Raw genomic sequence first — 26,650 nt, 5'->3', positions numbered from 1 at the left:
GTATATTGAAAAAAATATGTGGAATATAGCGGATGACTATTGCAGGAGAACGGGAGCGATTCGGACGATGAAACAGAAACTGAATAAGGTGGAATGGAGCTGGGCGCTTTATGACGTGGCGTTTTCGGCGTTTGCGATCTTGTCCACGGCGTTTTTGCCCATCCTGATGAAACTGGCGGGAAAACCGGACGGACTGAGCAACGCGCTGACGACCGCCCACTGGGGTTATTTGCAGTCCTTTTCCACACTGGCGCTGGCGTTGCTGGCGCCGGTGCTGGGCGCCATCGCCGATTTTAAAGGGAAGAAACGGCAGATGTTCATCTTTTTCTTTGTGGTGGCGCTTTGTTCGCTGGGGGCCATGCTGCTCACCAACAATTACACCATCCTGCTGCTGGTCAACTTTCTCTGCGCCATCGGCTATTCCGGCACCAACATCGTCTACGACGCCTATCTGGTGGACGTGACGACCAATGAAAAAATGAACCTGCTTTCCTCAATGGGCTTTGCCGTGGGCTATGCGGGGCGCTGCCTGCCGTATCTCGTGGGCATCGTACTGTATGGCACGCTGCCGTTTGGCATCACCGCCATCACGGCCATCAAGATCTCCATCGGCATCACGCTGGTGTGGTGGCTGGTGTTTACTATCCCGTTTCTGCGCAACGTGCGGCAGCTTTACGGGCGAGAGGACCGGCCCGCCCATCTGGTTTCCCAGTCGTTCGGCAGCATCTGGGCCACGCTGAAAAAGATCGTGCGGGAAAAAAACATGGGCTTTTTCCTGCTGGCCTATTTCTTCTACATCGACGGCGTGAACACCATGATCTCCATGACGTCGGACTTCGGATATGACGTGGGTATCTCGGTGACGACCATGGCGCTGGCGCTTCTGGTCACGCAGATCATCGCGGCGCCGTCGGTGCTGCTGTTTGAGCGGATTGCAAGACGGGTGACCACCAAGAACGTGCTGCTCATCGCTATCGGCGTGTTCACCGCCATCTGCACCTACGCGCTGTTTCTGAAGTCCGCATGGCAGTTCTGGGTGATGGCCATCGCCACCGGCCTGGTGCTGGGTACCATCCAGGCGCTCTCCCGGTCCTATTTCGGGCGGATGATCCCGGACAAAAACCGCAACAACGAGTATTTCGGCTTTTTTAACGTGCTGGCACGGTATTCGGCCATCCTTGGCCCGCTGATGCTCTCCCTGTTCACGTTGCTCACCGGCAGCTCGCGCTACGGCGTGGCCAGCATCGACGTGCTCTTCGCCGTCGGGTTTATCCTCCTGTTGCGTTTCGTTCCCAACATCGATACGGCGTCAAAAGGAAAAACGACCGGCGTGCAGGCCGCCCCGGTACCCACGGAAGCGGAATAATCCCCGCCGGCCTTTGTCCATTCCGTTTGGTCGCGCATAGGATATAGCAGAGGTGTATGACTATGCGCAGACCATTTATCTGGTGGTGGTTCCCGCCACACCGCCCGTGGCCGCCTGCCCGGCCGCGCCCGCCCATGCCGCCGCATCCGCCCGGCCCCCCGAGACCGCCGTATCCACCACGGCCGCCGCATCCGCCTGGCTCCCCAAGACCGCCGTATCCACCACGGCCGCCGCATCCGCCTGGCTCCCCAAGACCGCCGTATCCACCACGGCCGCCGCATCCGCCGAGACCGTGATATTCGGATTTTTTATATGGACCGCATCACCCCCGCAGGCCGGTTTCCGGCCTGCGGGGGTGATTTGTTCAAGGGCTGCGTACATCAGGAAACGACGGACGACGCGCCGGACACAGAACCGGAATCTGCGGATGAAACGCCGGCGGTTTCCGCCGCGCCGGAAGAAGACGGCCCGGTTTCGGAAGAAAAGGCGGAACTTTCCATTCGGCTGCTCACACCGTTCCCGGATGCGGCGTTGCCCGCGTAAGACGTGCCGTCCGGCATCCCGGACGCGGCATCAAGCCCATTATCGGAGGTGCCGCCGTACGATGCCGAAGAGGTGTCATCGTCGGCCGTTTGCCTGCCGCCGTTTCCTGCTGTTGCGCGTTCGCTCCCGTACACAGATGAGGACGGAGAGGAAAAAGAAGAGGAAATAGCGGATGCGGAGGAAAACAACGAAGCGGAAGCGGCAGTGGATGTCGTTTTTCCGTTATGGGAAGCCAGCACGCCGCCGATGGCCGCCACACCGCCGGCGATGGCAACGGTTACGATTTTTCCCAGCAGGGTGTCCGTGATGACCGAACCGATGTGTTTGAGAACAGAGACGTGTTTTGGGGGTTGGGGCATAATGACCGCCTTTCCTGATGTCATAGATCGCGCACATGGTAAAAAGGATACCGTCGCATGTTTATGGGTATGCCGCCGGATATATGACTGTTGAAGAGTGCGTATGCCGGAGAGAAGCGCTATTTGAGCGTTTTCAGGGCTTTCGCAAGCGTTTTTTGCAGGCTTACGTTGTGGAAACGGGAAACACGCTTGAGCACGAACAGGCTTTCGGTGTCGCGCGGCAGTACGTTGATGCCGTAGTCGCAGGACAGGCTGGCCTGAAATCCCATCGCGCGGATGATGGGCAGCGATTCTTTGCTGACATTGCCGTATGGGTAGGTGAAGGTCGTCGGCGTCGCGCCCGTCTGCGCGGTGATTTCATCCTGACATCTGGTAAGATCCTCGGTGAGCACGCGCGTGTAGGCTTCCAGCGATTCGCCGGGCAGTTTTTTGCAGCCGAACCGTTTTTTGCCCATGGCGTGCAGGTCATAGGTATGGTTCTGGATCTCGAATACACCCGCGTCCTGAACCTCCCGCACCTGATTCCAGGTCATATGCGCGTAATTCATGTTTTGGTCGGGCACACGGGTGAAATCGTCGGTGTTTTTGGCAATGATAGAGAGGACGGCTTTGTCGCCGTATTGCTTCAGCACCGGGAAGGCGTAGGCGTAGTTGTTGAGATACCCGTCGTCGAACGTGAGCACGATGGGCTTGGGGGGGAGATCTTCCTCCCCGTGCGTATAACGGATGAGATTCTGCATGGTCACGGTGGTATAGCCTTCCCGGCGCAGCCAGGCGAGGTCGGAAGCCAGTTCGGCCTGCGAAACGGCAAGTTTGTGAAATTTGCTCGTTTTCACCTCATGGTACATGATGATGGGGACGACCGCGCCGCGCGGCTGCGCCGGCACGCTTTTTTTATAGGAAAGGGCGTACCCGCCCAGCGTGCAGAGGCAAAAAGCCGCCAGCCCCGTGAGCAGGACCATCCATGTTTTTTTTTGAAACAGCCGCATGAAAGCAGCACCAGCTTTCCTGATTGGTCGATTCCCTGTCGGGGGAACCACGTTTAGCATGTGCGGTTTTGCCGGATGCATGAGCGTCAAAAGCTGGCGGCATTTCCTTTGGGGCGTGCTGAAAAAGTTGCTGTTTTGAAATTTGCGGCGCTTCATGCCATCCGGTTTTGCCAAAATCCTTGCGGGCCTGCCGGAGATTGGCGCCGATTTTGGTTTTGTCCGATGAAAAAATCGCATTTGCTTTTTCCTGTTCTTTTTTTCAACCGCCCTCTTTGGAAAAATGCACCTTTTGATTTCTATGGCATAGACTGTCAGCGTATGGAACCGGTCTTGTTGCGAGATAGAAGCGCCTCCTCTGCTTCGGCTGAAATGCCTCCCTGCATGCTGCAAACGTTCCTGCGCTTTTGCCCCGCGGGCCGGCAGTTTATCCCGAAAAACCGTTGGGTTATTCTTTTTTGAACAAGGGCCAAACGCAGGGGCGCCCTGCGGCAATTTTGGAATGGGAGATGGATGGAATGGATACATACCCCTATCTGGAGGTGCAGGCGGCCGCGCCCCGGCTGCCCGATGTGGCCGTGGCCATGGTGGCGGGCGGGCCGGCTTATGCGGGGCTGCGCGGCAGGGTGCAGTTTACGCAACGGCCCGGAGGCGTGGCGGTGGATGCGCACATCCACGGCCTGCCGAAGACACCTACCGGATTTTTCGCGTTCCACCTGCATGAGGGCCCCTGCGGCAATCCCGGCGTCAACCCGGCGGATTATTTCCCGCAGACGGGCGGGCATTTCAATCCGGGCAACACGCCGCATCCGTTTCATGCGGGTGATTTTCCGCCGCTGCTCGAAACGGAGAACGGCGCCGCCTACCTCAGCTTTTTCACCAGCCGTTTCACGGTGCGGCAGGTCATCGGCCGGTCGGTAGTCATCCACCTGAACCCGGACGATTTCACCACGCAGCCTTCGGGCAACGCCGGGCCGAAGATCGCCTGCGGGGTGATCGCCGCGCGGTAATCACCCGGCTTGCATTTTCTCCCGCTTTATGGTAGAGTAAAAAGCAACAGAAAACAGAGACAAAGAGGTCAAACATCCGCCCGGAGCATCGGCGGGGGTTTGCCCTTTTTTTAAATCTGCGGGCCGTTTCGGGCTGCGGATACCTGCCAAACAGGTCTGCCAAAGGGGGGAATGCACGGTGAAACTCATTACCGTTTCGGGACCGCCGTCATCCGGTAAGACCTCGGTGATCCTGCGCACCATTGAGCTGCTCCGGGATACGCACCGGGTCGGCGTCGTCAAATTCGACTGCCTGTCGACATTCGACGACGAACTGTATGAGAAGCGGGGCGTGCCGGTCAAGGTCGGCCTTTCCGGCGGGCTCTGCCCGGATCACTTTTTCATCAGCAACATCGAAGACTGCCTGGACTGGGGCATCCGCGAGGGGCTGGACATGCTCATCAGCGAGAGCGCCGGGCTGTGCAACCGCTGTTCGCCGCATATCCGCGACCTCACGGCCGTCTGCGTCATCGACAATCTATCGGGCGTGAATACTCCGCACAAGATCGGCCCTATGCTCAAGTTTGCCGATGTCGTGGTGGTGACGAAAGGGGATATCGTGTCTCAGGCTGAGCGCGAGGTGTTCGCGTTCAAGGTGCGGCAGTCCAATCCGCGTGCGCGGATCGTGTTCGTCAACGGCATCAGCGGGCAGGGCGCTTTCGACCTTGCCAAGCTGTTCGCCGCCGCACCCGGCACCGACACACTCGAGCAGAAGCGCCTGCGCTTCACCATGCCTGCCGCGCTCTGTTCCTATTGCCTGGGGCAGACGCGCATCGGGGCCGAGTACCAGATGGGCAACGTAAAAAAAATGAAGCTGTGAGGGCGGCAACATGGAAGAACAACAGATCAGGCAGCTGCTGCAGACGGTGCCGATTGGGGACATGCTGGCGAAATACCCGTATATCGGCGAACTGCTGGCCTCGGTGAAGATCGGCGTGCCGGATGCGTCCATGACGGCGGCGGAGCTGCTCACCTCGGTGCCGGACGAATACTACGAGGATTTTGCTCTCAGCCGCGCGCAGATGGCCGAGAACATGCTCACATATATCGAGGAGATGGAGACCACCGCCGCCGAGGACCGGCTGGCGGTGCGCACGGTCACGGTGCTCGGCGGGCACGACAAATCCGGCCGCGCGGAAAACTGCACGCTTACCCTCACGCGCGGGGACGTGGTGTGCATTGTGGGCCCCACCGGCGCGGGCAAGAGCCGCCTGCTGGCGGATATTGAATGCATGGCGCAGCGCGACACGCCCACCGGGCGGCAGGTTCTCATCAACGGCGGTGTGCCGGAAGAAAAATACCGCTTTGAGATCGAGCATAAACTGGTGGCGCAGCTCTCACAGAACATGAACTTTGTGATGGATCTAAGCGTGACGGACTTTGTGGCGCTGCATGCCCAGAGCCGCATGGTGCAGGACGAGGCCGAAGCGGCGCGCCGCATCCTTGATTGCGCCAACGACCTGGCGGGCGAGCAGTTTTCCGGGCAAACCGCGCTCACCCAGCTCAGCGGCGGGCAGTCCCGTGCGCTGATGATCGCCAGCACGGCGCTGCTGTCCCGCTCACCCATCGTGCTCATTGATGAGATCGAGAACGCCGGCATCGACCGGCAGAAGGCGTTGCAGCTGCTGGTGCGGGAGGAGAAGATCGTGATGATGTCCACGCACGATCCCATCCTCGCGCTGCTGGGGGACCGGCGGGTCGCCATCAAAAACGGCGGCATCGCCGGTATCGTGGAAACCGGCGAAGAGGAGCGCGCGAACCTTTCCTATCTGGAGAAGATCGACGCGGGCCTGTCGGACTTGCGCGGGCGCATCCGGCGCGGGGAAAAGATCGACTTCGACCTGCATCCGCTTTTTGAATAGACCGTCCGTTTTGTCAGAAGCCGTTGTGGAAAGGAAGGCGATTGTATGGCCGATACCCGGATGATTTCCGAAATTCTGGACGAAAGCCTGCCGGAATCGGGAAAGCTGGATTTTTTCGGGGAAGCTGTCTGCGCGCTCAAGCCGGCGTTCCGAGAGGGTTACAACGCGGCCGCCGCTGTTTTCCGACGGGAGCAGGGGCGCAGCCTGCGCAGTTATCTGCCCGCTATCTGCGGGTGTGACGGCATCAAGGGCGCGGAAAACATCCATGCTGTCAACGAAGTGGAAACGCCGGATGAGCTGCCGAACGTCCTCATGTCTTTCAAATTCGGCGATTATTTTTTCAGCCGTTTTCTTTCCAAATTCACGGGGAAAGGGTATTTTGAGCGGCTGGATCTGCCGGTGCATCCGGAATTTGAACAGGCCGGCCTGCGCGACCCGAACGGGGAATTTCACATTTTCTCGGTGATGCCCACCGTGATGCTGGTGGATAAAAGAATGCTGGGCGACCGGCCGGTGCCGCACCGCTGGAACGATCTGCTCGGCCCGGCGTTCGCGGGCGATGTGGCGCTGCCCGCCGCGCACGGCGCGGTCTCCACGCTGCTGCCGCTCACCCTTCTGCGCGACCATGGCGAAGAAGGGCTGGCTGCGCTTCGGCGCGCGGCGCGCGGCGCCATGCATTCCACCGACATGATCCGCGACGCGGGAAGGACGCTGAAAGGCCCGGCGGTGTATGTGGTGGCGTGGTTTTTTGCCCAAGCCTGCTCCAGCCCGGATGTTGAGATCGTCTGGCCGGAGGACGGCGCGCTGGTAGAGCCGACATTTCTGTTGGTGCAGCGTGGGCAGCGCAAATTGTACCGCCCGCTGGTGGATGCCATCACCGGCAGGGAGCTGGGCGCGGCTTCGGCGGCGCACTGTTATCCGGCGGCCAACCCCGCGGTGGAAAACGACCTGCCCGCGGGCGCGGCGTTCAACTGGCTGGGCTGGGATTTTATCCGTTCCGCGCCGTTGGAAGACCGTATCGCGGCCGTCAAAGCCTTTTTTGACGATCTGACTGCCTGATCCGGTTCGTGTCTGTCTGAATAAAGGAGGAATCGTATGAGCTCCACGCAATCCGCCGTGCAGGTCGAGGACTACGCGGTCGGCGGGCTTTCGTTCTTCGGCCTGCTGCCCTGCCCGGTCAAGGTGCCGTTTGAGGACCGTTTCCGCACGTTTGCGCGCCGGACGTTTACGGAGCAGGGGCGGCGGCTGGCGTATTATATTGAAGGCAACGCCAACCATCACGTGCCGTTTCGGGACTATCTCAACACGGTGGAGGACCCGGACCGGCTGCCGGACATTCTGCTTGCGCCTGGCTACAATATGTTTTTTGAAAAGAACTTTCAGCAGCGCTTTGTCCGAACCGGCGTTTTCTCCGATTGTCTGGCGTATGAGCCGTCTTTGCTGGAAAACGGCCTGCGCGACCCGGGCGGGAACTACTCTCTGCTGGCCATGAACACGCTGGTCATCATGGCGGATGAGACGCGCGCACCGTTTGTGCCGGAGAGCTGGGACGACCTGCTGGACGAGCGGCTGGAGAAGCAGTTGGGCGTGCGCGGGGACGGCAAATCGTTCTGCGACGCCCTGTTGACCTATTTTGACAAGCACTATGGGGAAGACGGCATCCGCCGTCTGGCCCGCTCGGTGCAAGAGGGCATGCACCCCGCGCAGGCGGTCGTGCAGCTCACCCGCCCCAAGCCGGGCCAGCCCAGCGTTTACGTGGTGCCGTACTTTTACGCCCGCACCGTGCAGAACCCGAATGCCCGCATCATCTGGCCGAAAGAGGGTGCGCTGCTCAATCCGGTCTTCCTGATGGTGAAAACCGGCAAGGCCGGGGAACACAAAGAGATTCTTGAGTTCCTTACGGGCCCGGAGACCGCGGCCGCGTTCAACTGCGCGGGTTTGTTCAGTACCTGTGCGGGAGCGGATCAGACGTTGCTTAAAGACCGGACGTATCACTGGATTGGCTGGGAGTATCTTTCCAACCCCGACATCGGGGACGTGCTTGCCGGGCTCAACCCGCTTTTTCTCCGATATTATCGGTAAACCGCCCGCAGGGGGCCGGATATTTGTCCGGCTCCTTTTGTTTTGCCCGGCGCGGGCGGAAAAGCGGAAGGGCGCCGCTTCGGCGCTTGAACTTTGCAATTTGCCTGTGCTATAATGAAATATGCCTGCGGAAACAGCCGTGGGCATATCCGGGGCTGCTTTTCGAAGCGGGACCCGATCAACAGGAGGCTGTCGCGTTTCATGGAGTGGACGGGATTAAACGAGCTGCGGGAAAAATATCTCGCGTTTTTTGAAAGCAAAGGGCATCTGCGCCTGCCGAGTTTCCCATTGGTGCCGCAGGGGGACAACAGCCTGCTGCTCATCAATTCCGGCATGGCACCGATGAAGAAATACTTTCTGGGGCAGGTCACGCCGCCGAGCAAGCGGGTGACCACCTGTCAGAAATGCGTCCGCACGCCGGATATCGAGCATGTGGGCAAGGACGACCGCCACGGCACCTATTTTGAGATGCTGGGCAATTTTTCATTCGGCGATTATTTCAAGCACGAGGCGTGCGCATGGGGCTGGGAGTTTGTTACCAAAGTGGTCAAGCTGCCGGAAGACAAGGTCTATGTTACCATCTATCTGGATGACGACGAGGCGTTCGACATCTGGACCAAAGAGGTGGGGGTAGACCCCTCGCACATTGTCCGTCTGGGCAAAGAGGACAATTTCTGGGAGCACGGCAGCGGCCCGTGCGGCCCGTGCTCGGAGATCTACTTCGATCGCGGCGAGGAGCACGGCTGCGGCAAGCCCACCTGCGGCGTGGGCTGCGACTGCGACCGCTATGTCGAGTTCTGGAACATCGTGTTCTCGCAGTACGACAGCGACGGCAAGGGCACTTATACCCCCATGGCCAAGCCGAATATCGACACCGGCATGGGGCTGGAGCGCCTTGCCTGCGTGATGCAGGACGTGAACAATCTCTTTGAGGTGGACACCGTCCAGAATATCATGAAGCACACCGGGCGGATTGCGGGCGTGACCTATGGGGAGGACGCAAAGGCCGATATTTCCCTGCGCGTCATCACCGACCATATCCGCAGCACCGTGTTTCTGGTGGGCGACGGCGTTCTGCCCTCGAACGAGGGACGCGGCTATGTGCTGCGCCGCCTGTTGCGCCGGGCCGCGCGTCACGGCCGTCTGCTCGGCATCCGCGAGCCTTTTCTTTATCAGGTCGCGGAGACGGTGGTGCATGAAAACGCCGCCGCCTATCCCGATCTGGTGGAAAAACAGAGCTATATTCAAAGTGTCATCAAGGCCGAGGAAGAGCGCTTCGCCGCCACCATCGACCAGGGGCTTCAACTGCTTGAGCAGCGCATTGCCGCGCTGCCCGCTGGCGGCGTGCTTTCCGGAGACGACGCGTTCAAATTATACGATACCTTTGGTTTCCCGCTCGACCTTACCAGCGATATCCTCGAGGAGCGCGGCTTTTCGGTGGATGCCGACGGTTTCGAGAAGCGGATGAAAGAGCAGCGCGCGCGTGCCCGTGCCGCCCGCGCCGCCGGGATGGGCGCCGCGTGGGAGGACTCCAAGGACGAGGACACGCCCGAAACACGGTTTGTCGGCTATGAAAAGCTGAGCTGCGCGGCCAAAGTCGCGGCTATTATCACCGAAGGTGAGCGCGTAGGGCTGGCGGATCAGGGCAGCACGGTCTCCGTCGTGCTCGATACCACCCCGTTTTATGCGGAAAGCGGCGGGCAGGTGGGCGACACCGGTCTGCTCACCGCCGCCGGGGTCTGCGTGCAGGTCACCGATTGCCGAAAATCCCCCACCGGGCGTTTTCTCCACATCGGCAAGGTGGTGGAGGGCAGCCTTTCGGCGGGCGAGACCATGCAGGCGCAGGTAGATGCGCCGCGCCGTCGGGCCGTCATGCGCAACCACAGTGCCGCGCATCTGCTGCAAGCGGCACTGCGCAGCGTGCTTGGCACGCATGTCCAACAGGCCGGGCAGCTTGTGAACGACCGCCATGTGCGTTTTGATTTCACGCATTTCGCGGCTCTCACGGCGGACGAGCTTGCCGCTGTGGAAAAAGAAGTCAATACCGCCATTCTGTCGGCTCTGCCGGTCGTCACGCGGACGATGGCGGTGGAAGAAGCAAAAAAAACCGGCGCCATGGCGTTGTTCAGCGAGAAATACGGCGATGTGGTGCGCGTGGTGCAGATGGGCGATGTTTCAAAGGAACTTTGCGGCGGCACCCATGTGGATAACACCGGCAAGATCGGCCTGTTCCGCATCGTATCCGAAACCTCGGTGTCCGCAGGCGTGCGCCGCATCGAGGCCGTGACCGGTACCAACGTGCTCGAACTCCTGCGCGGGCAGGACATCGCCATCAAAGAAGCCGCGCAGGTTCTGAAAGCCGCGCCTGCCGAACTGCCGCAGCGGGCGGCGCAGGTCGCAGGTGAGCTGCGCGAAAAAGATCGCGTGATCGAGACGCTGCGGGGCCGCATCGCGGCCATGCAGATGGATGCGCTGCTTGCGGCGGCCAAAGAGGTCGGCGTGTTCCGCCTTATCACCGCCAGCTTGAAAGAGATGGATGTGGACGGACTGCGGATGATTACCGACCGGGTGCGCGAGAGCGACCCGCAGGCGGTGATCGTGCTGGCGGGCATGGCCGGGGGCAAGGTGGTGTTTGCCGCGGCCTGCGGCAAAGAAGCGGTGAAAAACGGCGCGCACGCGGGCAATCTCTTGCGCACGGCCGCGAAGATCACCGGCGGCGGCGGCGGCGGCCGGCCGGATAGTGCCACCGCGGGCGGGCGCGACGCATCCCGCGTCGCGGAAGCTCTCCAGAGCGTGGAGGCTGGCTTGGAAGCTGTTAAAAAGTAAATTGCCCAAGACGTCCAATGTATCGGACAAATGGAGGCGGCGGAATGGACTGCATTTTTTGTAAGATCGCGGCGGGGGAAATTCCCTGCAAAAAACTGTATGAAGACGAACAGGTGCTGGCATTTTACGACATTGAGCCCAAAGCGCCGGTGCATTTTCTTGTGATCCCGAAAGCGCATTTCGCGTCGGCAAGCGAGATTACAGCCGAAAACAGCGCCGTGGTCGCGCGTGTTTTTGAAGTGATTGCCAAACTGACAGCACAGCTTGAGCTGAAAAACGGCTACCGGGTCGTGACCAACTGCGGTCCGGACGCGGGGCAGACGGTGCACCATCTGCACTTCCATGTGCTGGCGGGCCGTCCGCTCTATCCGGATATGGCGTAACGGCTGCCTTGGTGGCACGGACAAAAGAGAATGGAGCTTGGTTATGGAAACATATTCGCTTGAAGTCGCGGGTTTGGTGCGTGAACTGCCCATCTGTGCGGTGAGTAATACGGTGGATATCGCCGCGTTCATCATGTTCGGCGACGTGGAACTGACGGTCAACTGCGCCCGGCATCTGCTTGAGCGCGCTCCGGAGCACGATGTCATCATCACCGCCGAAGCCAAGGGCATCCCGCTGGCCTATGAGATGGCGCGCCAGAACAACGAAAACGGCTATCTGATCGCGCGCAAGGGCGTGAAGGTCTACATGCACAACCCCGTCAGCGTGTCGGTCAAATCCATCACCACCGCCAAGGTGCAGACACTGTACATCGACGAGAACGACGCGGGCCAGATGCGCGACCGCCGCGTGCTCATTGTGGACGACGTCATCAGCACCGGCGAATCGCTGAACGCGCTGGAAGCGCTGGTGAGTAAGGCGGGCGGCAACGTCGTGGGCCGTATGGCGGTGCTTGCCGAGGGCGACGCGCAGAAACGCGACGACATCACGTTCCTTGCGCCGCTGCCGATCTTTGTGAAAAACTGACGCGCTCCGCGCGGGAAAGAGGTGGGCGATGAAACGCCCGCTTGCTGCCATCGGTTTTACATATCTTGCGGTTTTATGCCTTGCCGCGCAGCTCGATGCCGCGGTCTGCGTTGCGTTGGCCCTGCTCTGTGCCGCCGGTGCGGCGGTGCTGCTGGGCTTCGGGCCGTTTGGGCGGCGCGCCGTGCTCCTCACCGTGCTTTGCACGGCGGGCGCGGCGTTTGCTGTTTATGCCGCCGTGTGGCATTTTGCCTATTGGCCGGCGGCTTCGCTGGCGGGGAAAACGGCGCGGGTGCAGGGCGTGGTGACCGACGCGCCCGCTACGTCCGGCCAGACCGTGTATTATCTGGTGAAAGCGGACACGGTTACGGTGAATGGCAAAACGGCGGCGCGGGGGGTCACGCTGCGCGTCAAAACGCAGGAGGGCGGCATCGCACCGTTTTCAAGGGTGGCGTTTACCGCCGCGCTTTCACTGCCGCCCGACGGGACAGCAAGCGGCTTTGATAGCCGTCAGTATTATCGTTCCAAAGGCGTTTACCTGTTCGCCACGCCGCAGGGCACGGTGCAGATTTCCGCCGCCGCGGGTTTTCACCCCTATGCGCTGGCCATCCAGGTACGGCAGCTGCTTTCCGCGCGGCTGCAGGCGCGTGTGGGCGGGGTATGGGGCGCGCTCTCGTCCGGTATCCTCATCGGCGATGTTTCCAACCTGCCCGCGTGGGTCAAAGGCGATTTCACCGCCACCGGCATTTCGCATATTCTGGCGGTTTCCGGTACGCAGATTTCGCTCATCATGCAGGCACTGCTGTGGCTGTTTGCCTGTTTGCGCCTGCCGCGCCGACTGTCCGCCCTGGCCACGGCCGCCGTGGTGCTCGGGTTCATGGCGGTAACGGGTTTTTCCCCGTCGGTCAGCCGCGCGGGCGTGATGTCCCTGCTCTTTCTGGGCGGGCTGATACTGGGGCGTGAGGCCGATGCGCTCAATTCGCTGGGGGCGTCGGTGCTGGTGCTCTGCCTGCTCAACCCTTTTGCCGCTACGGATACGGGCCTGCTCCTTTCTTTTGCGGCCACGCTTGGGTTGGTGCTGGTGTCCGGCAGATGTACGAGGTGGATCAATGTTGGAATGAAGCGTCTGCCGGAAAGGGCGGGTCGCCTGTTGCGCATGCCTGCCGCGGTGCTCTGCGAAACGGCCGGCGCCACACTTTGCACCCTGCCGGTGATTCTGGTCACGTTCCGGCAGATCTCGCTGGTCACGTTTTTCTCCAATGTGCTGGAAGTGCCGGTCTCGCTGCTGGCCACGCTGCTTTCCGCCATGGTCTCGCTGCTGCCCGATGGTTGGGCGTTTGGCTGGCTGGTCACACCGGCGGCTCTGCTGCTGCGGTTTTGCTGCGCGACGATGATCGGCTATGCGCACCTGTTGGCCGATTTGCCGTTTGCATCGGTCTCCACCGATTATGGGTTTATCTATCCGATCCTGCTGCTGGCGGCCGCCGCGGCGTTCCTGCTTTGGCGGATGCGGGGGCGGGGGGCGGATTGGCGTGCCGCGGCCCTGTGCGTGGCGTTCGCGCTTTCCGTAGGTATGGCCAGCCATGCCGCCGCCGCATGGGGCGTGCTGGAGTTCGCCGCCCTGCCGGCGTCGGACGGCAACTGCACGGTGCTGCTGAACGGCGGGCACGCCGTGGTAGTCGATCTGGCCGGGTATGACGCCGCTTATCTGACCTCGCGCTGGCTGAAAACGCACAACGTCGCACAGGTGGATGCACTTATCCTGCCCGTGTGGGACCAGAAACGGGAGAACAACCTGTCGGAACTGACGGTGCCGGTGCGCGCGGTCTATCTGCCGGGGGCGTATCGCGCACAGGCGCCGGGCGGCGGCCATCCGGTCGCTTCCGCTGTGTCGTTGTCCTGGTGCGGCGCGGTGCTGACGCTGTATCCGTCTGCCGACGGTAAAACGCTGCTCACCGCCATGCGTTATGGCACCGCCCGCGCGTTGCTGACCGGCGGGACGGGAGCGGACACGGCGGCGTATATGCTGCCGGAACGGGCGCTTGCGGCGGGACAATTGTTTTACGGAGGGGAACTGTCTAATGATTTTATACAAGATGTTTCTCCCCAATCCGCTGTTTTTTCCGGGAACGTGTCTGCGGGCTCGGCGGCCGGCGGTGCACTGAGCGCACGCGGCTGCACGTTGCGCGGCGTGAGCGGGCAGGCTTTGCTGGTGCGCACGCGCGGCGGCGCGTTCCTGCAGGTCACCTGATCGTGAAAAAACGATCGTGCGTCTGCGCACATTTCCGGCAAAAAGCAATAGCGGTTTCGAACGCATTTTGGTAAGATAAAAGCAGGAAGCGTTTTCCCCGGATGGCCGTGCAGATCCAAACGGCGTCACCGCGAAAAGTCCGTTTACCGTAGAAAGGAGCGATGGAATGAGCACGCGCGAACTGGACAGCCAGATCAAAAGCGGACAGCTTGCGCGGCTGTACCTGCTGTACGGCGAGGAGGGGTATCTGGCGGCGCATTATGCCCGCGCCCTTTCTGAGCGTGCCATCCCGTCGGTGCGGGAATTCAACCTGCACCGCTTTTCTGCGGACACATTCGATCTTTCCAAATTGTCGGCGGCGGTGGAGCACCTGCCGCTGATGGCCGAACGCACCTGTGTGGTCTTGCAGGATATCGACCCCGACACGCTGAAAGCCAAAGAGTGGAAAGAGTTTCTGGCCCTGCTTGCGGATGCTCCGGCAAGCTGTGTGTTGGTGCTGGCGTTTACGCATGTGTCGTATGATAAGAAAAGCGCACACTGGAAAGCGCTCATCGAGCTGGCCAAAAAGAGCGGTGTGGCCGAGCAGTTTGCCGTGCCGACCAAACGCGAGTTGGAAAAGTGGCTGGCCAAACGCGCGCGCGGGGCGGGCGCGTCCATCTCTGCGGCGGCGGCGGACGCACTGGCGGAAGCCTGCGGCGCGGACATGAACCGCATGGCGGCGGAAATGGAAAAACTGGCCGCTTATGCGGCGGGCGGGGAGATTGGCCGGGAAGCGGTGGATGCGCTGGTGCACAAGAATATCGAGTGCTCCATCTATGACTTGGCCCGCGCGGTACTCGCCGGGCGGCTGCCCGCCGCATTGGAAACATTGGGGGGATTGTTCGACCGCAAAGAGGAACCGGTCGTCATCCTGTCCGCCCTGTCGCAGGCGTTCTGCGACCTCTACCGCGCGGCCGTCGCTGTTTCCGCCGGCAAAGGGCAGGCCGATTTGGCGGCGGATTTTCCCTACAGGGGGCGGGAATTCCGCATCCGCAACGCGCTGCGCGACTGCCGCGGCCTTTCGGAAGGGTATCTGCGCGCGGCGCTGGATCGGCTGCTCGCCGCCGACCACCAGCTCAAGTCCTCCGGCGCCGATAGCCGCCTGGCGCTGGAACGGCTCTGCGTGGACCTTACACATTTGAGAAAGCGGGGGATTGCGGGTTGATCCATATCCGGGAAGCCGTCATCGTGGAAGGAAAATACGATAAGATTAAACTTTCCTCCCTGATCGACGCGGTTATTATCGAGACAGATGGGTTTGCCATCTTCAAGGATGCCGAGAAACTTGCGCTTATCCGCCGCCTGGCGGAGAAACGCGGGGTGCTCATCCTCACCGACAGCGACGCGGCCGGTTTTAAGATCCGCGGTTTTCTGAGCGGCGCGCTGCCCACCGGGCAGGTCCGGCACGCGTATATGCCGGATATTTTTGGCAAGGAAAAGCGCAAAACCGCGCCGTCCAAAGAAGGAAAGCTGGGCGTGGAGGGCATCCCGCCGGACGTGATCGTGCAGAGCCTGGCGCGCGCGGGCGTGCTGGCCGAGCAGACCGAAGCGCCCAGGCGGCGCGTAACCAAAGCGGATCTGTTTGCCGATGGTCTTTCAGGCGGGGAGCAGAGCGCGGAGAAACGCCGCGCTCTGCTCCGCAAGCTGCAACTGCCGGAGCGCCTTTCGGCCAACGGCCTGCTGGATATGCTCAACGCCATGTATTCGTATGAAGAATACAAGCGTGCAGTCGCGGAACAATAAGAGTCTGTTCCTGAAAGAAACATGGAAGGGGCTGCGGCCATTTGGTGCAATGTGGCAATGCGGTTGGAATACATCGGTATGCCCGTCTTCTCTGCATCACTCTGCACCAGATTTTCTCGCATATCCCTGTTTTTCCCGTGCGTGGACAGGCTCCGTGTGTAGCGGGGCGGCGCTATGCCGATGCTGGACAACAGCCGTTTTCCGGCTTATAATAAAATTGGATAATTTGACGACGGGGAAGGTACAAAATATGAAGCAATCTGCACGCATCGGCGGAAAGGCCATCCGGCCGCGCTTTTTCCTGCTGCTGTTTTTGGCGGCGTTTATGCTGGTGGGGCTTGTTTCCTGCAGCAAGCCGCACACAGCAACGGGGGTGACGGCCGTCCATCTGCCCAAAACGGCAGTCTCGCTCTCTGTGGGCGGTACCTATGCCATTTATCCGCTGGCCGATCCGCCCACGGTGAATACTACATTCACATATGAAAGCGACAACACCGCCGTGGCTACTGTGGACGCAAACGGTCTTGTAAAGGCTGTCGCGCCCGGGAAGGCAGCCGTGAAGGTTACAGGCGGCGGCAAAAGCACCGACTGCGCGGTCACCGTGACCAGTCAGTCCGGTGGATCTTCTTCCACGGCATCATCCGCATCGGTGGCCGTCTCCAATCCCGCGTGGACAAACACGAAAGTGCCGATCCTGATGTATCATTCCATCAGTGTGGTGAGCGGAAACAATCTCTGTGTTCCGCCCGATCTGTTTGATTCCGAAATGAACTGGCTTCATACCAACGGCTACACCACACTGAGTATGGATGAGTTATATGCGCATATGAACGCGCACACGGCTTTGCCGGACAAAACGGCGGTTATCACGCTGGACGACGGGTATTTCGATAATTACAGCAATGCCTACCCCATTTTGAAAAAATATGGGCTGAAAGCGACCGTGTTTGTCATCTCAGGGAAGATCGGTACGTCCAATTATCTGGTGGAGAGCCAGCTCAAAGAAATGAGCCAGAACGGCATTGATATCGAGGATCACACGGTCACCCACGGCTATCTGAGCAAAATGACCTATGACCAGCAGGTCTCGGAGTTGCAGGATTCCAAGAAGGCCCTTGAGCAGATCACGGGAAAATCCGTGGATTATGTGGCTTATCCGTATGGGGACTATGATGCGAATACCCTGCGCGCGGCAACGGCCATCGGGTATAAGCTCGGGTTCCTGGAAGACGGCGGCACGGCCAAAGTGACCGACCCGGTGCTGGAGGTGCCGCGCTCTTACGTGAGTGCCAAAAACACTCTCAATGATTTCATACAGATTGTACAATCAAAATAAAATGACCGTACAGTGCAGCGCCATCCCGGCTAAAAACGCCCAAAAGGGACCCGCCTGCGAGTACACACTCGCAAGCGGGTCCCTTTTGGCACCTAGAACACATGCACGCCGTGCAGGACAGATTTGACGGACATCGCACCGGATTCCGGATCGAATTCCACAGTGCGGCCATAATTTTTCCCGGTGTCTTCCGCCAGCAGGCGAATGCCCAGGCGCCGCAGATGCTCTTTCACGGCGGCGACGTTGCGTTCCCCGATATTCATGCTTTTGGATTGAGCGGCGAACATATTTGCGCCGCCCGCAATCTTGGCTTTCAGTTGTGTGCGGCGAATGCCTTGCCGCTCCATTTCGCGCACCAGCGCCTCAATGGCCGTGTCGGCGTATTTCATGATATTGGTGTCTGTTCTGTTGATGGTCGAGTCTGGCAGCAGGATATGGGAGAGGCCGGCTGCGCCGCTTCGCTCATCGAACAGGCAGGTGCCCACGCAGGAGCCGAGCGCATAGGTGATGAGCCTGTCCGGCCGCCTGGCGGTCTTATAGTCCGAGATGCCTACCACGATCAATGCCATTCCGTAACACCCAGCCGCTTTAAGATATTGGAGAGTGATTCCGAATCGGGCATGATGAGGAGATGGCTGCGGATCTGCTCATTTTCCCGCATGAAATCTTCTTCAATGCAGAGCACCTTGTCTCCCATGACGCCGAACAGGGCGGCGGGATAGCTCAGGATAGCACCGGCCATGTCGATGGCGATCTGCGGCGGTGTAATGGTAATGGAAAGACCCGTCAATGCGGCGATGGCGTTCACATACGAGCCGGCCATGATGTTGCCGATCTCCTTTAAGGCCGAGAGTTCCATTTCGCCGATATGTTCAAAACTTTCAAACTGTGTATCCAGCAGCACATTGATGAGCAGGCGGGTGAAATGCTTGTCCAGCAGGAACATCATGATGCCGTTCACCTGGCCCTCCATCATGAGCAGAATGCCGACGTATTCCTGCTCCGGCCCGCCGAGGGTCTCCGTCACGCTGCTCACGTCCATGATCTGCAGGTTGGGTACCGACATATCCACCCGCCCGGCCAGCATGGAAGCCAGCGCGGTGGCCGCATTGCCGCCGCCGATATTGCCGACCTCGCGGAGGATGTCTTTTTCCTGATCGCTCAGGTCATCGTAATTCTTCATGGGCCGGAACCTCCTTTGGATGGAATCGAAAGGAAACTGTGCTCTTTATTTTACGGCATCGCGGCGCGTAATGCAAGCGCTGCGCGGACGTGCGGGGGCTTGAAATTTGCCGGTGAAACTGCGATAATAGAAAAATAAGAAGGAAATCCTGTCCGGCGGTGAGGAACCGCCGCGTTTTGGTGTGCGCGTAAAACAGGATGGCCGGACCATTGGAGGGTATCATACATGGAGAACACAGCCGCGGTCGTGCTGGCGGCGGGCGAAGGCAAACGCATGCATTCGCGCCGCCCGAAAGTATTGCAGGAAGTGCTGTTTAAGCCTATGATCGACTGGGTGCTGGATGCCGCGGCGGGCGCGGGCGTGCCTGCCGTGTGCGTGGTGACGGGATTTTCCAGGGAGCAGTTGGAGGCGCATCTTTCCGGCCGCTGTTCGTTCGCGGTGCAGGAAAAACAGCTTGGCACCGGCGACGCCGTGCTGGCCGCGGCGGATTTTCTGAAAGAACACGCGCCGCAGGATACGGTCGTGCTCTGTGGGGACGCGCCGTTTCTGGACGCGGGAATTCTGTCTGCGGCATATAAAGCGCACCGGCAGAACGGCAACGCCGTGACGGTCCTCACCGCGCGGGCGGATGATCCGCACGGCTATGGGCGCATCGTGCGGGACGATGCGGGCAACGTGTTGCGCATCGTGGAAGAGAAAGACGCGGACGCGGAACAGCGTAAAATACAGGAAGTGAATTCCGGCGCCTATTGGTTCGATACCGAAGCGCTTCTTGCTGCGCTGGCCGCGCTGGGCAATGAAAACGCTCAGGGTGAATATTATCTGACGGACACGGTGGAAATCCTTGCCGGGCTGGGGCGCAGGGGCGGGACGTATGTCATGCCGGATGCCTCGGCAATGGCGGGCGCGAATGACCGCCGACAGCTCGCGGCGCTGAATGCCGCGGCGCGCCGCAGCAGGCTGGACGCGCTGTATGACGCGGGTGTGGAGATCGTGGACGAAGCCGGCGTGACCGTGGGACCGGACGTGATGGTCGGGCGGGATACGCGTCTGCTGCCCGGCACTATCCTGCGCGGGGCCACCGCGGTGGGCGAGGGCTGCGTGTTGGGGCCGAATACCCTGCTGGAAGACTGCACGGTGGAAAACGGGGCGGTCGTCAACGCTTCCCAGGCTTACCGCACCTATATCGGGTCGGGTGTAACGGTCGGGCCGTTCTGCCATTTGCGGCCGGGCACCCGGTTGGAGGAAAAGGTGCATGTGGGCGATTTTGTGGAGCTCAAGAACGCACGCATTGGCCGGGGCACCAAGGTGCCGCATCTGTCTTATGTCGGTGACGCCGACGTGGGCGAGGGAGTCAACTTTGGCTGCGGCTGCGTGACGGCGAACTATGACAGCGTGCACAAACACCGCACCACGGTGGGCGACCATGCGTTCATCGGCTGCCACACCAATCTGATCGCCCCCGTCGCGGTGGGGGAGAATGCGTTTACCGCCGCCGGCTCCACCATCACCAAGGATGTGCCCGCCGACGCACTGGCGGTGGAGCGCGCCAAACAGATCACGCTTGAGGGCTGGGTGCGCCGCCGTCACCCCGAGCGCTATGACGATCAGAAATGACCAAGGAAAGTACAGGCGGCAGCGCGCCATAACGGCTGAAAAAATCGCTGCCGCGGGGAAATAGAAAAGAAAAGAATAAAAAGGGGTAGCATATGAACCTGCACGGGAAAGATATCCGCATTTTTTCGGGAAATGCCAATCCGGACGTAGCCAACGGCATTTCGGAAGCATTGGGTCTGCCGCTGGGCCACTCGGAGGTCAAGCAGTTTTCCGACGGGGAGAGCTCGGTCTCCATTTATGAATCGGTGCGTGGCTCCGATGTGTTTGTGGTGCAGTCCACCTGCGCGCCCGTCAACGATCACCTGATGGAACTGCTCATTATGCTCGACGCGCTCAAACGTGCCTCGGCGGGCCGTATCACCGCTGTCATTCCCTATTACGGCTATGCCAGGCAGGACCGCAAAGCCAAAGCGCGTGATCCCATCTCCGCCAAGCTGGTGGCCGACCTGCTCACTGCTGCGGGCGCGGACCGCCTGCTCACTATGGACCTGCACGCGCCGCAGATCCAGGGCTTTTTCAATATCCCGGTGGACCATCTGCTGGGCGTGCCGGTGCTGGCCACGCATTTTGTGGAAAAATTCTCGCATTGCCAGGGAGAAGTCTGTGTGATGTCGCCCGACCTGGGCTCGGTTACCCGTGCGCGCAATTTCGCCGCCCGGATCGACGCGCCGCTGGCTATCGTGGACAAACGCCGTCCCAAAGCCAATGAGAGCCAGGTGATGCATATCATCGGCGACGTAGAGGGCAAACGCGTCATCATCGTGGATGACATGGTGGACACCGCGGGCACGCTGGTGAATGCCGCGAAAGCTGCAGTGGAGATAGGCGGCGCGAAGGAAGTGTATGCCTGCGCGACGCACGGCGTACTTTCCGGTCCGGCCATCGAACGGCTGGAAAACAGTTATATCAAGCAGCTTGTACTGTTGGACACCGTGCCCATCTCGTCCGAAAAAATGGGCGCGCGTATCGTCAAGCTCTCGTGCGCGCCGGTGTTTGCCAAAGCCATCGAGCGTATCTATTCGGATAAATCCGTTTCAACGCTGTTCGTGTAACGGCGGCTTCCTGCGGGCAGATGTACGTTCCAACGGGTGGGGGGACTGGGATTGATTGATCGACTGGGCCTGCTGTTTGCCAGCCTGCACACCGAGCCATCCGGCGGCGCGCCGGAATGGATCGTGGCCGGCCTTGGCAATCCGGGCATACAATATGAAGGAACCCGGCACAACGCTGGCTTTGCGGCGCTGGATATGCTGGCCGCCAAGAACGGCGTGCGCATCGACCGCGCGAAGTTCAAGGCGCTCTGCGGTATCGGGCAGGTTGCCGGCAAACGGGTGCTGCTGCTCAAGCCGCAGACGTTTATGAACCTCAGCGGGGAAGCTGTGGCCGCCGCCGCGCATTTTTACAAACTGCCGGTGGAGCGTGTGCTGGTGCTGTTTGACGATATCTCCCTGCCGGTGGGCAAGCTGCGGGTGCGCCGCAAAGGTTCGGCTGGTGGGCACAACGGCATCAAGAGCATCATCGGGGAATGCGGCAGCGACGGGTTTCCACGCGTCAAGATCGGCGTGGGGGATAAGCCGCGCCCGGATTACGACCTGGCAAGCTGGGTGCTGGGCAAGTTTTCAGAGGCCGAGCGCCCGGTCTTCGCGCAGTCGCTGGATCGTGCGGCCGAAGCAGTAGAAGAATTGATTCAAAACGGCGTGGGCAGCGCCATGAATCTATACAATTCGTAAATATTTTGAAAAGCATACAATTTTAGATTAAGGCGGAGAAACAAGGGTGATCGTTTGCAGTTTTTAGCGGATATTTTCCGGGAACTGCCTGCCTACCGCGACCTGGAAGCGTCGGTGAAAGCCGGTGTGCTTCCGGCTGTGGTGACGGGCCTTTCCGGCGTGCATAAAGCGCACCTCATTTATGCGCTTTGCAGTCATACCGGGCGGCGTGCGCTGCTGCTGGCTGCCGATGAGCAGGAGGCCGCGCGCATGCGCGACGATCTGGAACAGTTTTTCGGCGGCGGCGTGCTGGTCTGCCCCGCGCGGGACCTCACGCTGCGGCCGGTGGAGAGCGTTTCCAGGGAATTTGAGCATGAGCGCCTGCGGGTGATGGGGCGGATGGCATTGGGCGATTATCGTGTCGTTGTCGCCTGCGCGGATGCCGCCATGCAGCTCACCATGCCCAAAGAGGTTTACCGTGCACGCAGCTTGCCGGTGGAGAGCGGCAAAATGCTCTCGCCCGAGCGGGCGGTGGATGCCCTGCTCGCGGCGGGCTATGTGCGTACCGAGCAGGTCGAGGGCATGGGACAGTTTGCCCGGCGCGGCGGTATTGTAGATTTCTTTCCACCGCAGGAGGAAACGCCCGTGCGGGTGGAATTCTGGGGGGATGAGCCGGATACCGTCTCTCATTTCGACCCCGAGACCCAGCGCCGCACCGAGCCTGCGGAAGGGGTGTGCATCACCCCGGCCGTAGAGGTCGGATTCGCACCGCAGGATCTGCAAAGCGCCATCCGCAAATTGCTCGACGGCACGGCCGGAAAGGCGCGCGGCAGTTTTGAAAAGGACTTGGAACGGCTGGAAAGCGGAGTCGCCGTGGCAGCGACCGACCGCTATCTGTCGTTGTGCTATGACCGCCCGGTTTCGCTGTTCGATTACGCCGACGATGCGCTGCTGTTTGTGAGCGAGACGGCGCGCGTGCGCGAGCGCGCCAAAAACACGCTCTGGCAGGCGGGCGAGGATGTGTCGGCTTTGCTGGCGGACGGTATCCTCGCGCCGGGGCTGGACACCTATTATCTGGACTGGCCGCAGGTGCTGCAGCAGATGGACCGGCATGACACGGTGCTGCTGGATACCTTCGCGCGCGCAACCTATGAAGTGGCGGCGCGTGGGCGGCTGGCCATCGTTTCCAAGCAATTCTCACTCTGGAGCGGCGGCCTGGCCGCGCTCAAGGAAGACTTGGTTCCCGCGCTGGACGTGGGCGGGCGAGCCGTGGTGCTGGCAGGAACGGGCAAAAACAGTGAAAACCTTGCCAGAGAACTGGCCAAAGAGGGTATTTCCGCCGTCTCCGCCCAGGGGAAGGACGCCGCTCTGCCCGCGCGGGGCGGCGTGCTGACGCTGCCGGGCAGGCTTTCTGCCGGATTTTCTTACCCGGATATCGGGTTTTCACTGTTCAGCTACGGTGGGCAGACACAGACGACCGGGCAGCGTCTGCACCGCAAACGCAAAAATAAGCGCGCGGGCGAGCGCATCCGCAGTCTGGCCGAACTGACACCGGGCGATTATGTGGTGCATGCCGCCCATGGTATCGGCGTCTACGAGGGCATCCACAAGCTGACGGTGCAGGGCGTGGTCAAGGATTACATCAAGATTCGCTACGCGGGCCGGGACACGCTCTATGTACCGGTGACGCAGCTCGATCTGGTTTCCAAATATATCGGCACGCATGAGGACGGCCATCTCCGTTTGAACAAGATGGGCGGCACCGAATGGCAGAAAGCCAAAAACCGTGTGCGCGCCGCCGTGAAGGACATGGCGAAAGAGCTTATCGCCCTGTATGCGGCAAGGCAGCAGGTCAAGGGCATCACGTTCCAGCCGGACGACGCGATGCAGCGCGAATTTGAGGACCGGTTTGAGTTTGAGGAGACGGACGATCAACTGCGCTGTGTGGAGGAGATCAAGGGCGATATGCAGCGCGCGTTTCCGATGGATCGGCTGCTCTGCGGCGACGTCGGTTTCGGCAAGACCGAGGTGGCACTGCGGGCCGCGTTCAAATGTATGGAAAACGGCAAACAGTGCGCTATTCTGGTACCCACCACCATCCTTGCATGGCAGCACTTTCAAACGATCACCCGCCGCATGGAGGGTTTTCCGGTGAAGATTGGTCTGCTCTCACGCTTCCGCACGCCGCACGAGCAGCAGCAGACCCTGCGTGATCTGGCGCGCGGCTCGGTGGATATTGTGGTGGGTACCCACCGCCTGGTGCAGAAAGACGTGCGGTTCAAGAGCCTGGGTCTGCTCATCGTGGATGAAGAACAGCGTTTCGGCGTGGCGCAGAAAGAGAAGCTGAAAGAACTGTTCAAAAACGTAGACGTGCTCACACTCTCCGCCACGCCCATCCCGCGCACGCTGAATATGGCCATGTCCGGCATCCGTGATATGTCGGTCATTGAGGAAGCGCCGCAGGACCGCCATCCTGTGCAGACCTATGTGCTCGAGCACGACTGGGGCGTGCTGGCGGACGCAGTGCGCCGTGAACTGCGGCGGGGCGGGCAGGTCTACTACCTGCACAACCGCGTGGAGAGCATCGAGGGGACGGCGGCCAAGCTGCACGCGCTGGTGCCCGACGCGCGCGTGGGTATCGCGCACGGCAAAATGGATGAGGAAACGCTCTCCCGCGTGTGGGAAAAATTGCTTGGCAACGAGCTGGATGTTCTGGTGTGCACCACCATCATTGAGACCGGCGTGGACGTGCCCAACTGCAACACCCTGATCATCGAGGATGCCGATCACATGGGCTTGTCGCAGCTGCACCAGATCCGCGGACGGGTGGGCCGCTCCAGCCGCCGTGCATTCGCCTATTTCACTTTCCGGCGCGGCAAGGCGCTTTCGGATATCGCCACCAAACGGCTGGAAGCCATCCGCGAATACACCGAGTTCGGCGCGGGCTTCCAGATCGCCCTGCGTGACCTGGAAATCCGTGGCGCGGGCAATATCCTCGGCTCCCAACAGCATGGGCACATGGAATCGGTGGGGTATGACATGTACCTCAAGCTGCTCAGCGACGCGGTGCTGGAAGAGAAGGGCGAGAAGCCCGTGCGCGAGGAGGAATGCATGGTGGATATCCAAGTGTCTGCCCACATCCCCGAAAGCTATATCACCAGCGCGGGGCAGCGGCTGGAGACCTACCGCCGCATCGCAGACATCCGCAGCGCGGAGGACGAGAGCGACGTGCTGGACGAATTGATCGACCGCTACGGCGAACCGCCTGCCGCTGTGCGCAGCCTGGTGGACGTGGCGCTGCTGCGCAACACGGCCGCTTCGCTGGGTATCCGGGAGATCGCGCAGCGGGAAAACGTGCTGATGCTCTATGCCGCGCAGTTCGATATGCAGGCGGTTTCCCGTCTGGTTGGTGCATTGCGCGGCCGCGTGATGGTCAATGCCGGACAGAAGCCTTATATTTCCGTAAAACTGAAAGCGGGGCAGTCCCCGGTGGACGGTATCCGCGAGGCGCTGCGCGCGCTTTTGTCCCTGCCGGATGAGTTGGCGGAGAAAAAACCGGCCGACGGCGCGGCGCACAGGCGCAGAGCCACCGTTAAAACGACTGGAGGGATATGATGCAGGCATTTGCTGCCCGTGCACGAAATACACTGCGGCTCTTCTCGTTGGAGCAGAAGGTCGTGCTGTTCGCGCTGCTGTTCTTATTTGTGCCTTACCCATACGGAGGCATCGGCGCGGGGCTCGCGGGCATTTTTTCGCTGGGCCTGATGGCCTGGCGCAGGGCGTTGTTCGCGCGTAAAGGATTTTGGCTGGTGCAAATCTGGGGTGCCGTCACGCTGCTGGTGGATGCCTATTATTATAACTGGTACGGGTTCTGGGTATTTGCTTATTTTCTGCTTGTCATCGCGTTCGGCGTGCTGGTACGCGGCTGCCGTTCGGACAGGCTGGCGTGCGCGTCGCTGGTGCTTTTAGCGGTGGCGAGTTTCGTCGCCTGCGCGGTGGCGGCCATACAGGTTATTTTCGATTTTTCCGATTTTTCCGACCGCGCGGCCTCCACAGTCACCAACCCCAATTTTTATGGCTATATGTGTGAGCTGATCGTATTGGCGTGTGTCTGGGCGCTGTTGCGGGGGCTGCGCCCGCGTTGGCTGTTTTGGGCGGCCATCCCGGTCAATTTGCTTGGCATCTGGCTTTCGGGTTGCCGGTCAGCCTGGCTGCCGGTCGGCGCGGGGGTACTGCTGTTGCTGCTGCTCACCGGGCGGAGACGTGTCTTTGCCGTCGGCGCGTCCATCGGCGCGGCAGCGGGCGCGGCCGTGCTGTTTTTTCCCAAATTGATGCCCCGCGCGTCCAGTTTTGACCGTTCCCGTTATCTGCGGGAACTTATCTGGGCGGAAGCCTGGAAGATTTTTACGCAGCACCCCGTTATAGGCGGCGGATTCCTGGGGTATCAGTTTTTTTCCATAGATGCCGGGGAAGCCTTCCGGGTGCATGCGCACAACCTGCCGCTGGACATGCTGGTCAATTTTGGCATCGTGGGCATGGCGCTGCTTTGTGCCTATTGCATCCCCGCGGCCGTGCGGAGGGCGAAAGCATTTCGACGAGACCCCGCCGTGGCGTTGTTTTTTGCGGTGCTGCTGGCCACGGTGATTCACGGCGTGACCGATGTGCCGCTGTTGGGCAGCCAGAGCGGCCCGCTGCTGATGCTGCTGGTGTGCCTGTAAAGCCTGCCCTCCCGC

24 protein-coding genes are annotated in these 26,650 nt (G+C 60.7%); 19 read left to right on the top strand and 5 right to left on the bottom strand.

The window, feature by feature from the left end:
* Nucleotides 1-67 precede the first annotated feature (67 nt).
* Nucleotides 68-1,366, top strand: coding sequence for an MFS transporter (locus tag ETHHA_RS10545; protein WP_013485966.1), 1,299 nt, complete (start codon nucleotides 68-70; stop codon nucleotides 1,364-1,366).
* Nucleotides 1,367-1,441: 75 nt separating this feature from the next.
* Here the strand turns inward: ETHHA_RS10545 and ETHHA_RS15625 are convergent, their stop codons facing one another.
* From ETHHA_RS15625 to ETHHA_RS15925, 3 genes are all read right to left on the bottom strand, one after another.
* Entirely contained in the window at nucleotides 1,442-1,636 is a 195-nt protein-coding gene (locus ETHHA_RS15625; RefSeq protein WP_156793976.1) for a hypothetical protein, read from the bottom strand.
* 110 nt (nucleotides 1,637-1,746) lie between these two features.
* A complete protein-coding gene (locus ETHHA_RS10535; RefSeq protein ID WP_013485964.1) occupies nucleotides 1,747-2,268 on the bottom strand; it encodes a hypothetical protein in 522 nt (173 codons plus the stop codon).
* 119 nt (nucleotides 2,269-2,387) lie between these two features.
* Nucleotides 2,388-3,257: a polysaccharide deacetylase family protein gene (locus ETHHA_RS15925; protein ID WP_049776603.1), complete on the bottom strand. Its 870-nt coding sequence runs from the start codon at nucleotides 3,255-3,257 to the stop codon at nucleotides 2,388-2,390.
* Nucleotides 3,258-3,332: 75 nt separating this feature from the next.
* Between ETHHA_RS15925 and ETHHA_RS15920 the strand changes: the two genes are divergently transcribed.
* The 13 genes from ETHHA_RS15920 to ETHHA_RS14680 all read left to right on the top strand — a co-directional run bounded on the left by ETHHA_RS15920 (nucleotide 3,333) and on the right by ETHHA_RS14680 (nucleotide 17,408).
* Nucleotides 3,333-3,716 (top strand): hypothetical protein, encoded by a 384-nt coding sequence (locus ETHHA_RS15920; protein ID WP_159033370.1) that lies wholly within the window; start codon nucleotides 3,333-3,335, stop codon nucleotides 3,714-3,716.
* Between the two features lie 56 nt (nucleotides 3,717-3,772).
* Nucleotides 3,773-4,264: a superoxide dismutase family protein gene (locus ETHHA_RS10525; RefSeq protein WP_013485962.1), complete on the top strand. Its 492-nt coding sequence runs from the start codon at nucleotides 3,773-3,775 to the stop codon at nucleotides 4,262-4,264.
* Between the two features lie 178 nt (nucleotides 4,265-4,442).
* Nucleotides 4,443-5,123: a GTP-binding protein gene (locus ETHHA_RS10520; protein WP_013485961.1), complete on the top strand. Its 681-nt coding sequence runs from the start codon at nucleotides 4,443-4,445 to the stop codon at nucleotides 5,121-5,123.
* 10 nt (nucleotides 5,124-5,133) lie between these two features.
* Nucleotides 5,134-6,165: an ATP-binding cassette domain-containing protein gene (locus tag ETHHA_RS10515; protein WP_013485960.1), complete on the top strand. Its 1,032-nt coding sequence runs from the start codon at nucleotides 5,134-5,136 to the stop codon at nucleotides 6,163-6,165.
* Between the two features lie 45 nt (nucleotides 6,166-6,210).
* Nucleotides 6,211-7,224 carry an ABC transporter substrate-binding protein gene (locus ETHHA_RS10510; RefSeq protein WP_013485959.1) on the top strand — a complete coding sequence of 338 codons (1,014 nt, stop codon included), beginning with the start codon at nucleotides 6,211-6,213 and terminating at the stop codon, nucleotides 7,222-7,224.
* Between the two features lie 36 nt (nucleotides 7,225-7,260).
* Nucleotides 7,261-8,247 carry an ABC transporter substrate-binding protein gene (locus ETHHA_RS10505; protein WP_013485958.1) on the top strand — a complete coding sequence of 329 codons (987 nt, stop codon included), beginning with the start codon at nucleotides 7,261-7,263 and terminating at the stop codon, nucleotides 8,245-8,247.
* 201 nt (nucleotides 8,248-8,448) lie between these two features.
* Complete coding sequence (gene alaS / locus ETHHA_RS10500; RefSeq protein ID WP_013485957.1) at nucleotides 8,449-11,073, top strand: alanine--tRNA ligase; 2,625 nt, start codon at nucleotides 8,449-8,451, stop codon at nucleotides 11,071-11,073.
* A 44-nt stretch (nucleotides 11,074-11,117) separates the two neighbouring features.
* Nucleotides 11,118-11,456 carry a histidine triad nucleotide-binding protein gene (locus ETHHA_RS10495; RefSeq protein ID WP_013485956.1) on the top strand — a complete coding sequence of 113 codons (339 nt, stop codon included), beginning with the start codon at nucleotides 11,118-11,120 and terminating at the stop codon, nucleotides 11,454-11,456.
* A gap of 43 nt (nucleotides 11,457-11,499) precedes the next feature.
* A complete protein-coding gene (locus ETHHA_RS10490) occupies nucleotides 11,500-12,042 on the top strand; it encodes a phosphoribosyltransferase family protein (RefSeq protein WP_013485955.1) in 543 nt (180 codons plus the stop codon).
* A gap of 28 nt (nucleotides 12,043-12,070) precedes the next feature.
* Complete coding sequence (locus ETHHA_RS10485; RefSeq protein WP_013485954.1) at nucleotides 12,071-14,290, top strand: ComEC/Rec2 family competence protein; 2,220 nt, start codon at nucleotides 12,071-12,073, stop codon at nucleotides 14,288-14,290.
* A gap of 166 nt (nucleotides 14,291-14,456) precedes the next feature.
* Entirely contained in the window at nucleotides 14,457-15,494 is a 1,038-nt protein-coding gene (gene holA / locus ETHHA_RS10480; RefSeq protein ID WP_013485953.1) for a DNA polymerase III subunit delta, read from the top strand.
* Nucleotides 15,491-16,072, top strand: a complete 582-nt coding sequence (locus tag ETHHA_RS10475) for a ribonuclease M5 (protein ID WP_013485952.1) — start codon at nucleotides 15,491-15,493, stop codon at nucleotides 16,070-16,072. Before holA ends, ETHHA_RS10475 begins: the two co-directional genes overlap by 4 nt.
* Nucleotides 16,073-16,322: 250 nt before the next feature.
* The gene (locus ETHHA_RS14680) at nucleotides 16,323-17,408 is read left to right on the top strand and encodes a polysaccharide deacetylase family protein (protein WP_013485951.1); all 1,086 of its coding nucleotides are present in this window, start codon (nucleotides 16,323-16,325) and stop codon (nucleotides 17,406-17,408) included.
* Between the two features lie 92 nt (nucleotides 17,409-17,500).
* Here the strand turns inward: ETHHA_RS14680 and ETHHA_RS10460 are convergent, their stop codons facing one another.
* Nucleotides 17,501-17,977, bottom strand: coding sequence for a chemotaxis protein CheD (locus ETHHA_RS10460; RefSeq protein ID WP_041686820.1), 477 nt, complete (start codon nucleotides 17,975-17,977; stop codon nucleotides 17,501-17,503).
* Nucleotides 17,968-18,591 (bottom strand): chemotaxis protein CheC, encoded by a 624-nt coding sequence (locus tag ETHHA_RS10455; RefSeq protein WP_013485949.1) that lies wholly within the window; start codon nucleotides 18,589-18,591, stop codon nucleotides 17,968-17,970. The genes ETHHA_RS10460 and ETHHA_RS10455 overlap by 10 nt, the downstream gene beginning before the upstream one ends.
* A 225-nt stretch (nucleotides 18,592-18,816) precedes the next feature.
* Between ETHHA_RS10455 and glmU the strand changes: the two genes are divergently transcribed.
* The 5 genes from glmU to ETHHA_RS10430 all read left to right on the top strand — a co-directional run bounded on the left by glmU (nucleotide 18,817) and on the right by ETHHA_RS10430 (nucleotide 26,635).
* Entirely contained in the window at nucleotides 18,817-20,208 is a 1,392-nt protein-coding gene (glmU, locus tag ETHHA_RS10450) for a bifunctional UDP-N-acetylglucosamine diphosphorylase/glucosamine-1-phosphate N-acetyltransferase GlmU (protein WP_013485948.1), read from the top strand.
* Nucleotides 20,209-20,300: 92 nt separating this feature from the next.
* A complete protein-coding gene (locus tag ETHHA_RS10445) occupies nucleotides 20,301-21,260 on the top strand; it encodes a ribose-phosphate diphosphokinase (RefSeq protein ID WP_013485947.1) in 960 nt (319 codons plus the stop codon).
* A 51-nt stretch (nucleotides 21,261-21,311) separates the two neighbouring features.
* Nucleotides 21,312-21,938 carry an aminoacyl-tRNA hydrolase gene (gene pth, locus ETHHA_RS10440; protein ID WP_013485946.1) on the top strand — a complete coding sequence of 209 codons (627 nt, stop codon included), beginning with the start codon at nucleotides 21,312-21,314 and terminating at the stop codon, nucleotides 21,936-21,938.
* Nucleotides 21,939-21,992: 54 nt separating this feature from the next.
* Nucleotides 21,993-25,532: a transcription-repair coupling factor gene (gene mfd, locus ETHHA_RS10435; RefSeq protein WP_013485945.1), complete on the top strand. Its 3,540-nt coding sequence runs from the start codon at nucleotides 21,993-21,995 to the stop codon at nucleotides 25,530-25,532.
* A complete protein-coding gene (locus tag ETHHA_RS10430) occupies nucleotides 25,529-26,635 on the top strand; it encodes an O-antigen ligase family protein (protein WP_083803702.1) in 1,107 nt (368 codons plus the stop codon). The genes mfd and ETHHA_RS10430 overlap by 4 nt, the downstream gene beginning before the upstream one ends.
* Nucleotides 26,636-26,650 lie beyond the last annotated feature (15 nt).

This window comes from Ethanoligenens harbinense YUAN-3, assembly GCF_000178115.2.
GTDB classification, from domain to species: Bacteria; Bacillota; Clostridia; order Oscillospirales; family Ethanoligenentaceae; genus Ethanoligenens; species Ethanoligenens harbinense.
The sequence above is the reverse complement of the archived record's forward strand: the minus strand, read 5'-3'. Positions and strand labels throughout refer to the sequence as shown.

Excerpts from the sequence above, each read along its gene's own strand:
- ETHHA_RS10545 (WP_013485966.1), top strand. The coding sequence starts at position 68 with ATGAAACAGAAACTGAATAAGGTGGAATGGAGCTGGGCGCTTTATGAC.
- ETHHA_RS10535 (WP_013485964.1), bottom strand. The coding sequence starts at position 2,268 with ATGCCCCAACCCCCAAAACACGTCTCTGTTCTCAAACACATCGGTTCG.
- ETHHA_RS15925 (WP_049776603.1), bottom strand. The coding sequence starts at position 3,257 with ATGCGGCTGTTTCAAAAAAAAACATGGATGGTCCTGCTCACGGGGCTG.
- ETHHA_RS15920 (WP_159033370.1), top strand. The coding sequence starts at position 3,333 with ATGCATGAGCGTCAAAAGCTGGCGGCATTTCCTTTGGGGCGTGCTGAA.
- ETHHA_RS10525 (WP_013485962.1), top strand. The coding sequence starts at position 3,773 with ATGGATACATACCCCTATCTGGAGGTGCAGGCGGCCGCGCCCCGGCTG.
- ETHHA_RS10515 (WP_013485960.1), top strand. The coding sequence starts at position 5,134 with ATGGAAGAACAACAGATCAGGCAGCTGCTGCAGACGGTGCCGATTGGG.
- ETHHA_RS10510 (WP_013485959.1), top strand. The coding sequence starts at position 6,211 with ATGGCCGATACCCGGATGATTTCCGAAATTCTGGACGAAAGCCTGCCG.
- ETHHA_RS10505 (WP_013485958.1), top strand. The coding sequence starts at position 7,261 with ATGAGCTCCACGCAATCCGCCGTGCAGGTCGAGGACTACGCGGTCGGC.
- alaS (WP_013485957.1), top strand. The coding sequence starts at position 8,449 with ATGGAGTGGACGGGATTAAACGAGCTGCGGGAAAAATATCTCGCGTTT.
- ETHHA_RS10495 (WP_013485956.1), top strand. The coding sequence starts at position 11,118 with ATGGACTGCATTTTTTGTAAGATCGCGGCGGGGGAAATTCCCTGCAAA.
- ETHHA_RS10490 (WP_013485955.1), top strand. The coding sequence starts at position 11,500 with ATGGAAACATATTCGCTTGAAGTCGCGGGTTTGGTGCGTGAACTGCCC.
- ETHHA_RS10485 (WP_013485954.1), top strand. The coding sequence starts at position 12,071 with ATGAAACGCCCGCTTGCTGCCATCGGTTTTACATATCTTGCGGTTTTA.
- holA (WP_013485953.1), top strand. The coding sequence starts at position 14,457 with ATGAGCACGCGCGAACTGGACAGCCAGATCAAAAGCGGACAGCTTGCG.
- ETHHA_RS14680 (WP_013485951.1), top strand. The coding sequence starts at position 16,323 with ATGAAGCAATCTGCACGCATCGGCGGAAAGGCCATCCGGCCGCGCTTT.
- ETHHA_RS10460 (WP_041686820.1), bottom strand. The coding sequence starts at position 17,977 with ATGGCATTGATCGTGGTAGGCATCTCGGACTATAAGACCGCCAGGCGG.
- ETHHA_RS10455 (WP_013485949.1), bottom strand. The coding sequence starts at position 18,591 with ATGAAGAATTACGATGACCTGAGCGATCAGGAAAAAGACATCCTCCGC.
- glmU (WP_013485948.1), top strand. The coding sequence starts at position 18,817 with ATGGAGAACACAGCCGCGGTCGTGCTGGCGGCGGGCGAAGGCAAACGC.
- ETHHA_RS10445 (WP_013485947.1), top strand. The coding sequence starts at position 20,301 with ATGAACCTGCACGGGAAAGATATCCGCATTTTTTCGGGAAATGCCAAT.
- ETHHA_RS10430 (WP_083803702.1), top strand. The coding sequence starts at position 25,529 with ATGATGCAGGCATTTGCTGCCCGTGCACGAAATACACTGCGGCTCTTC.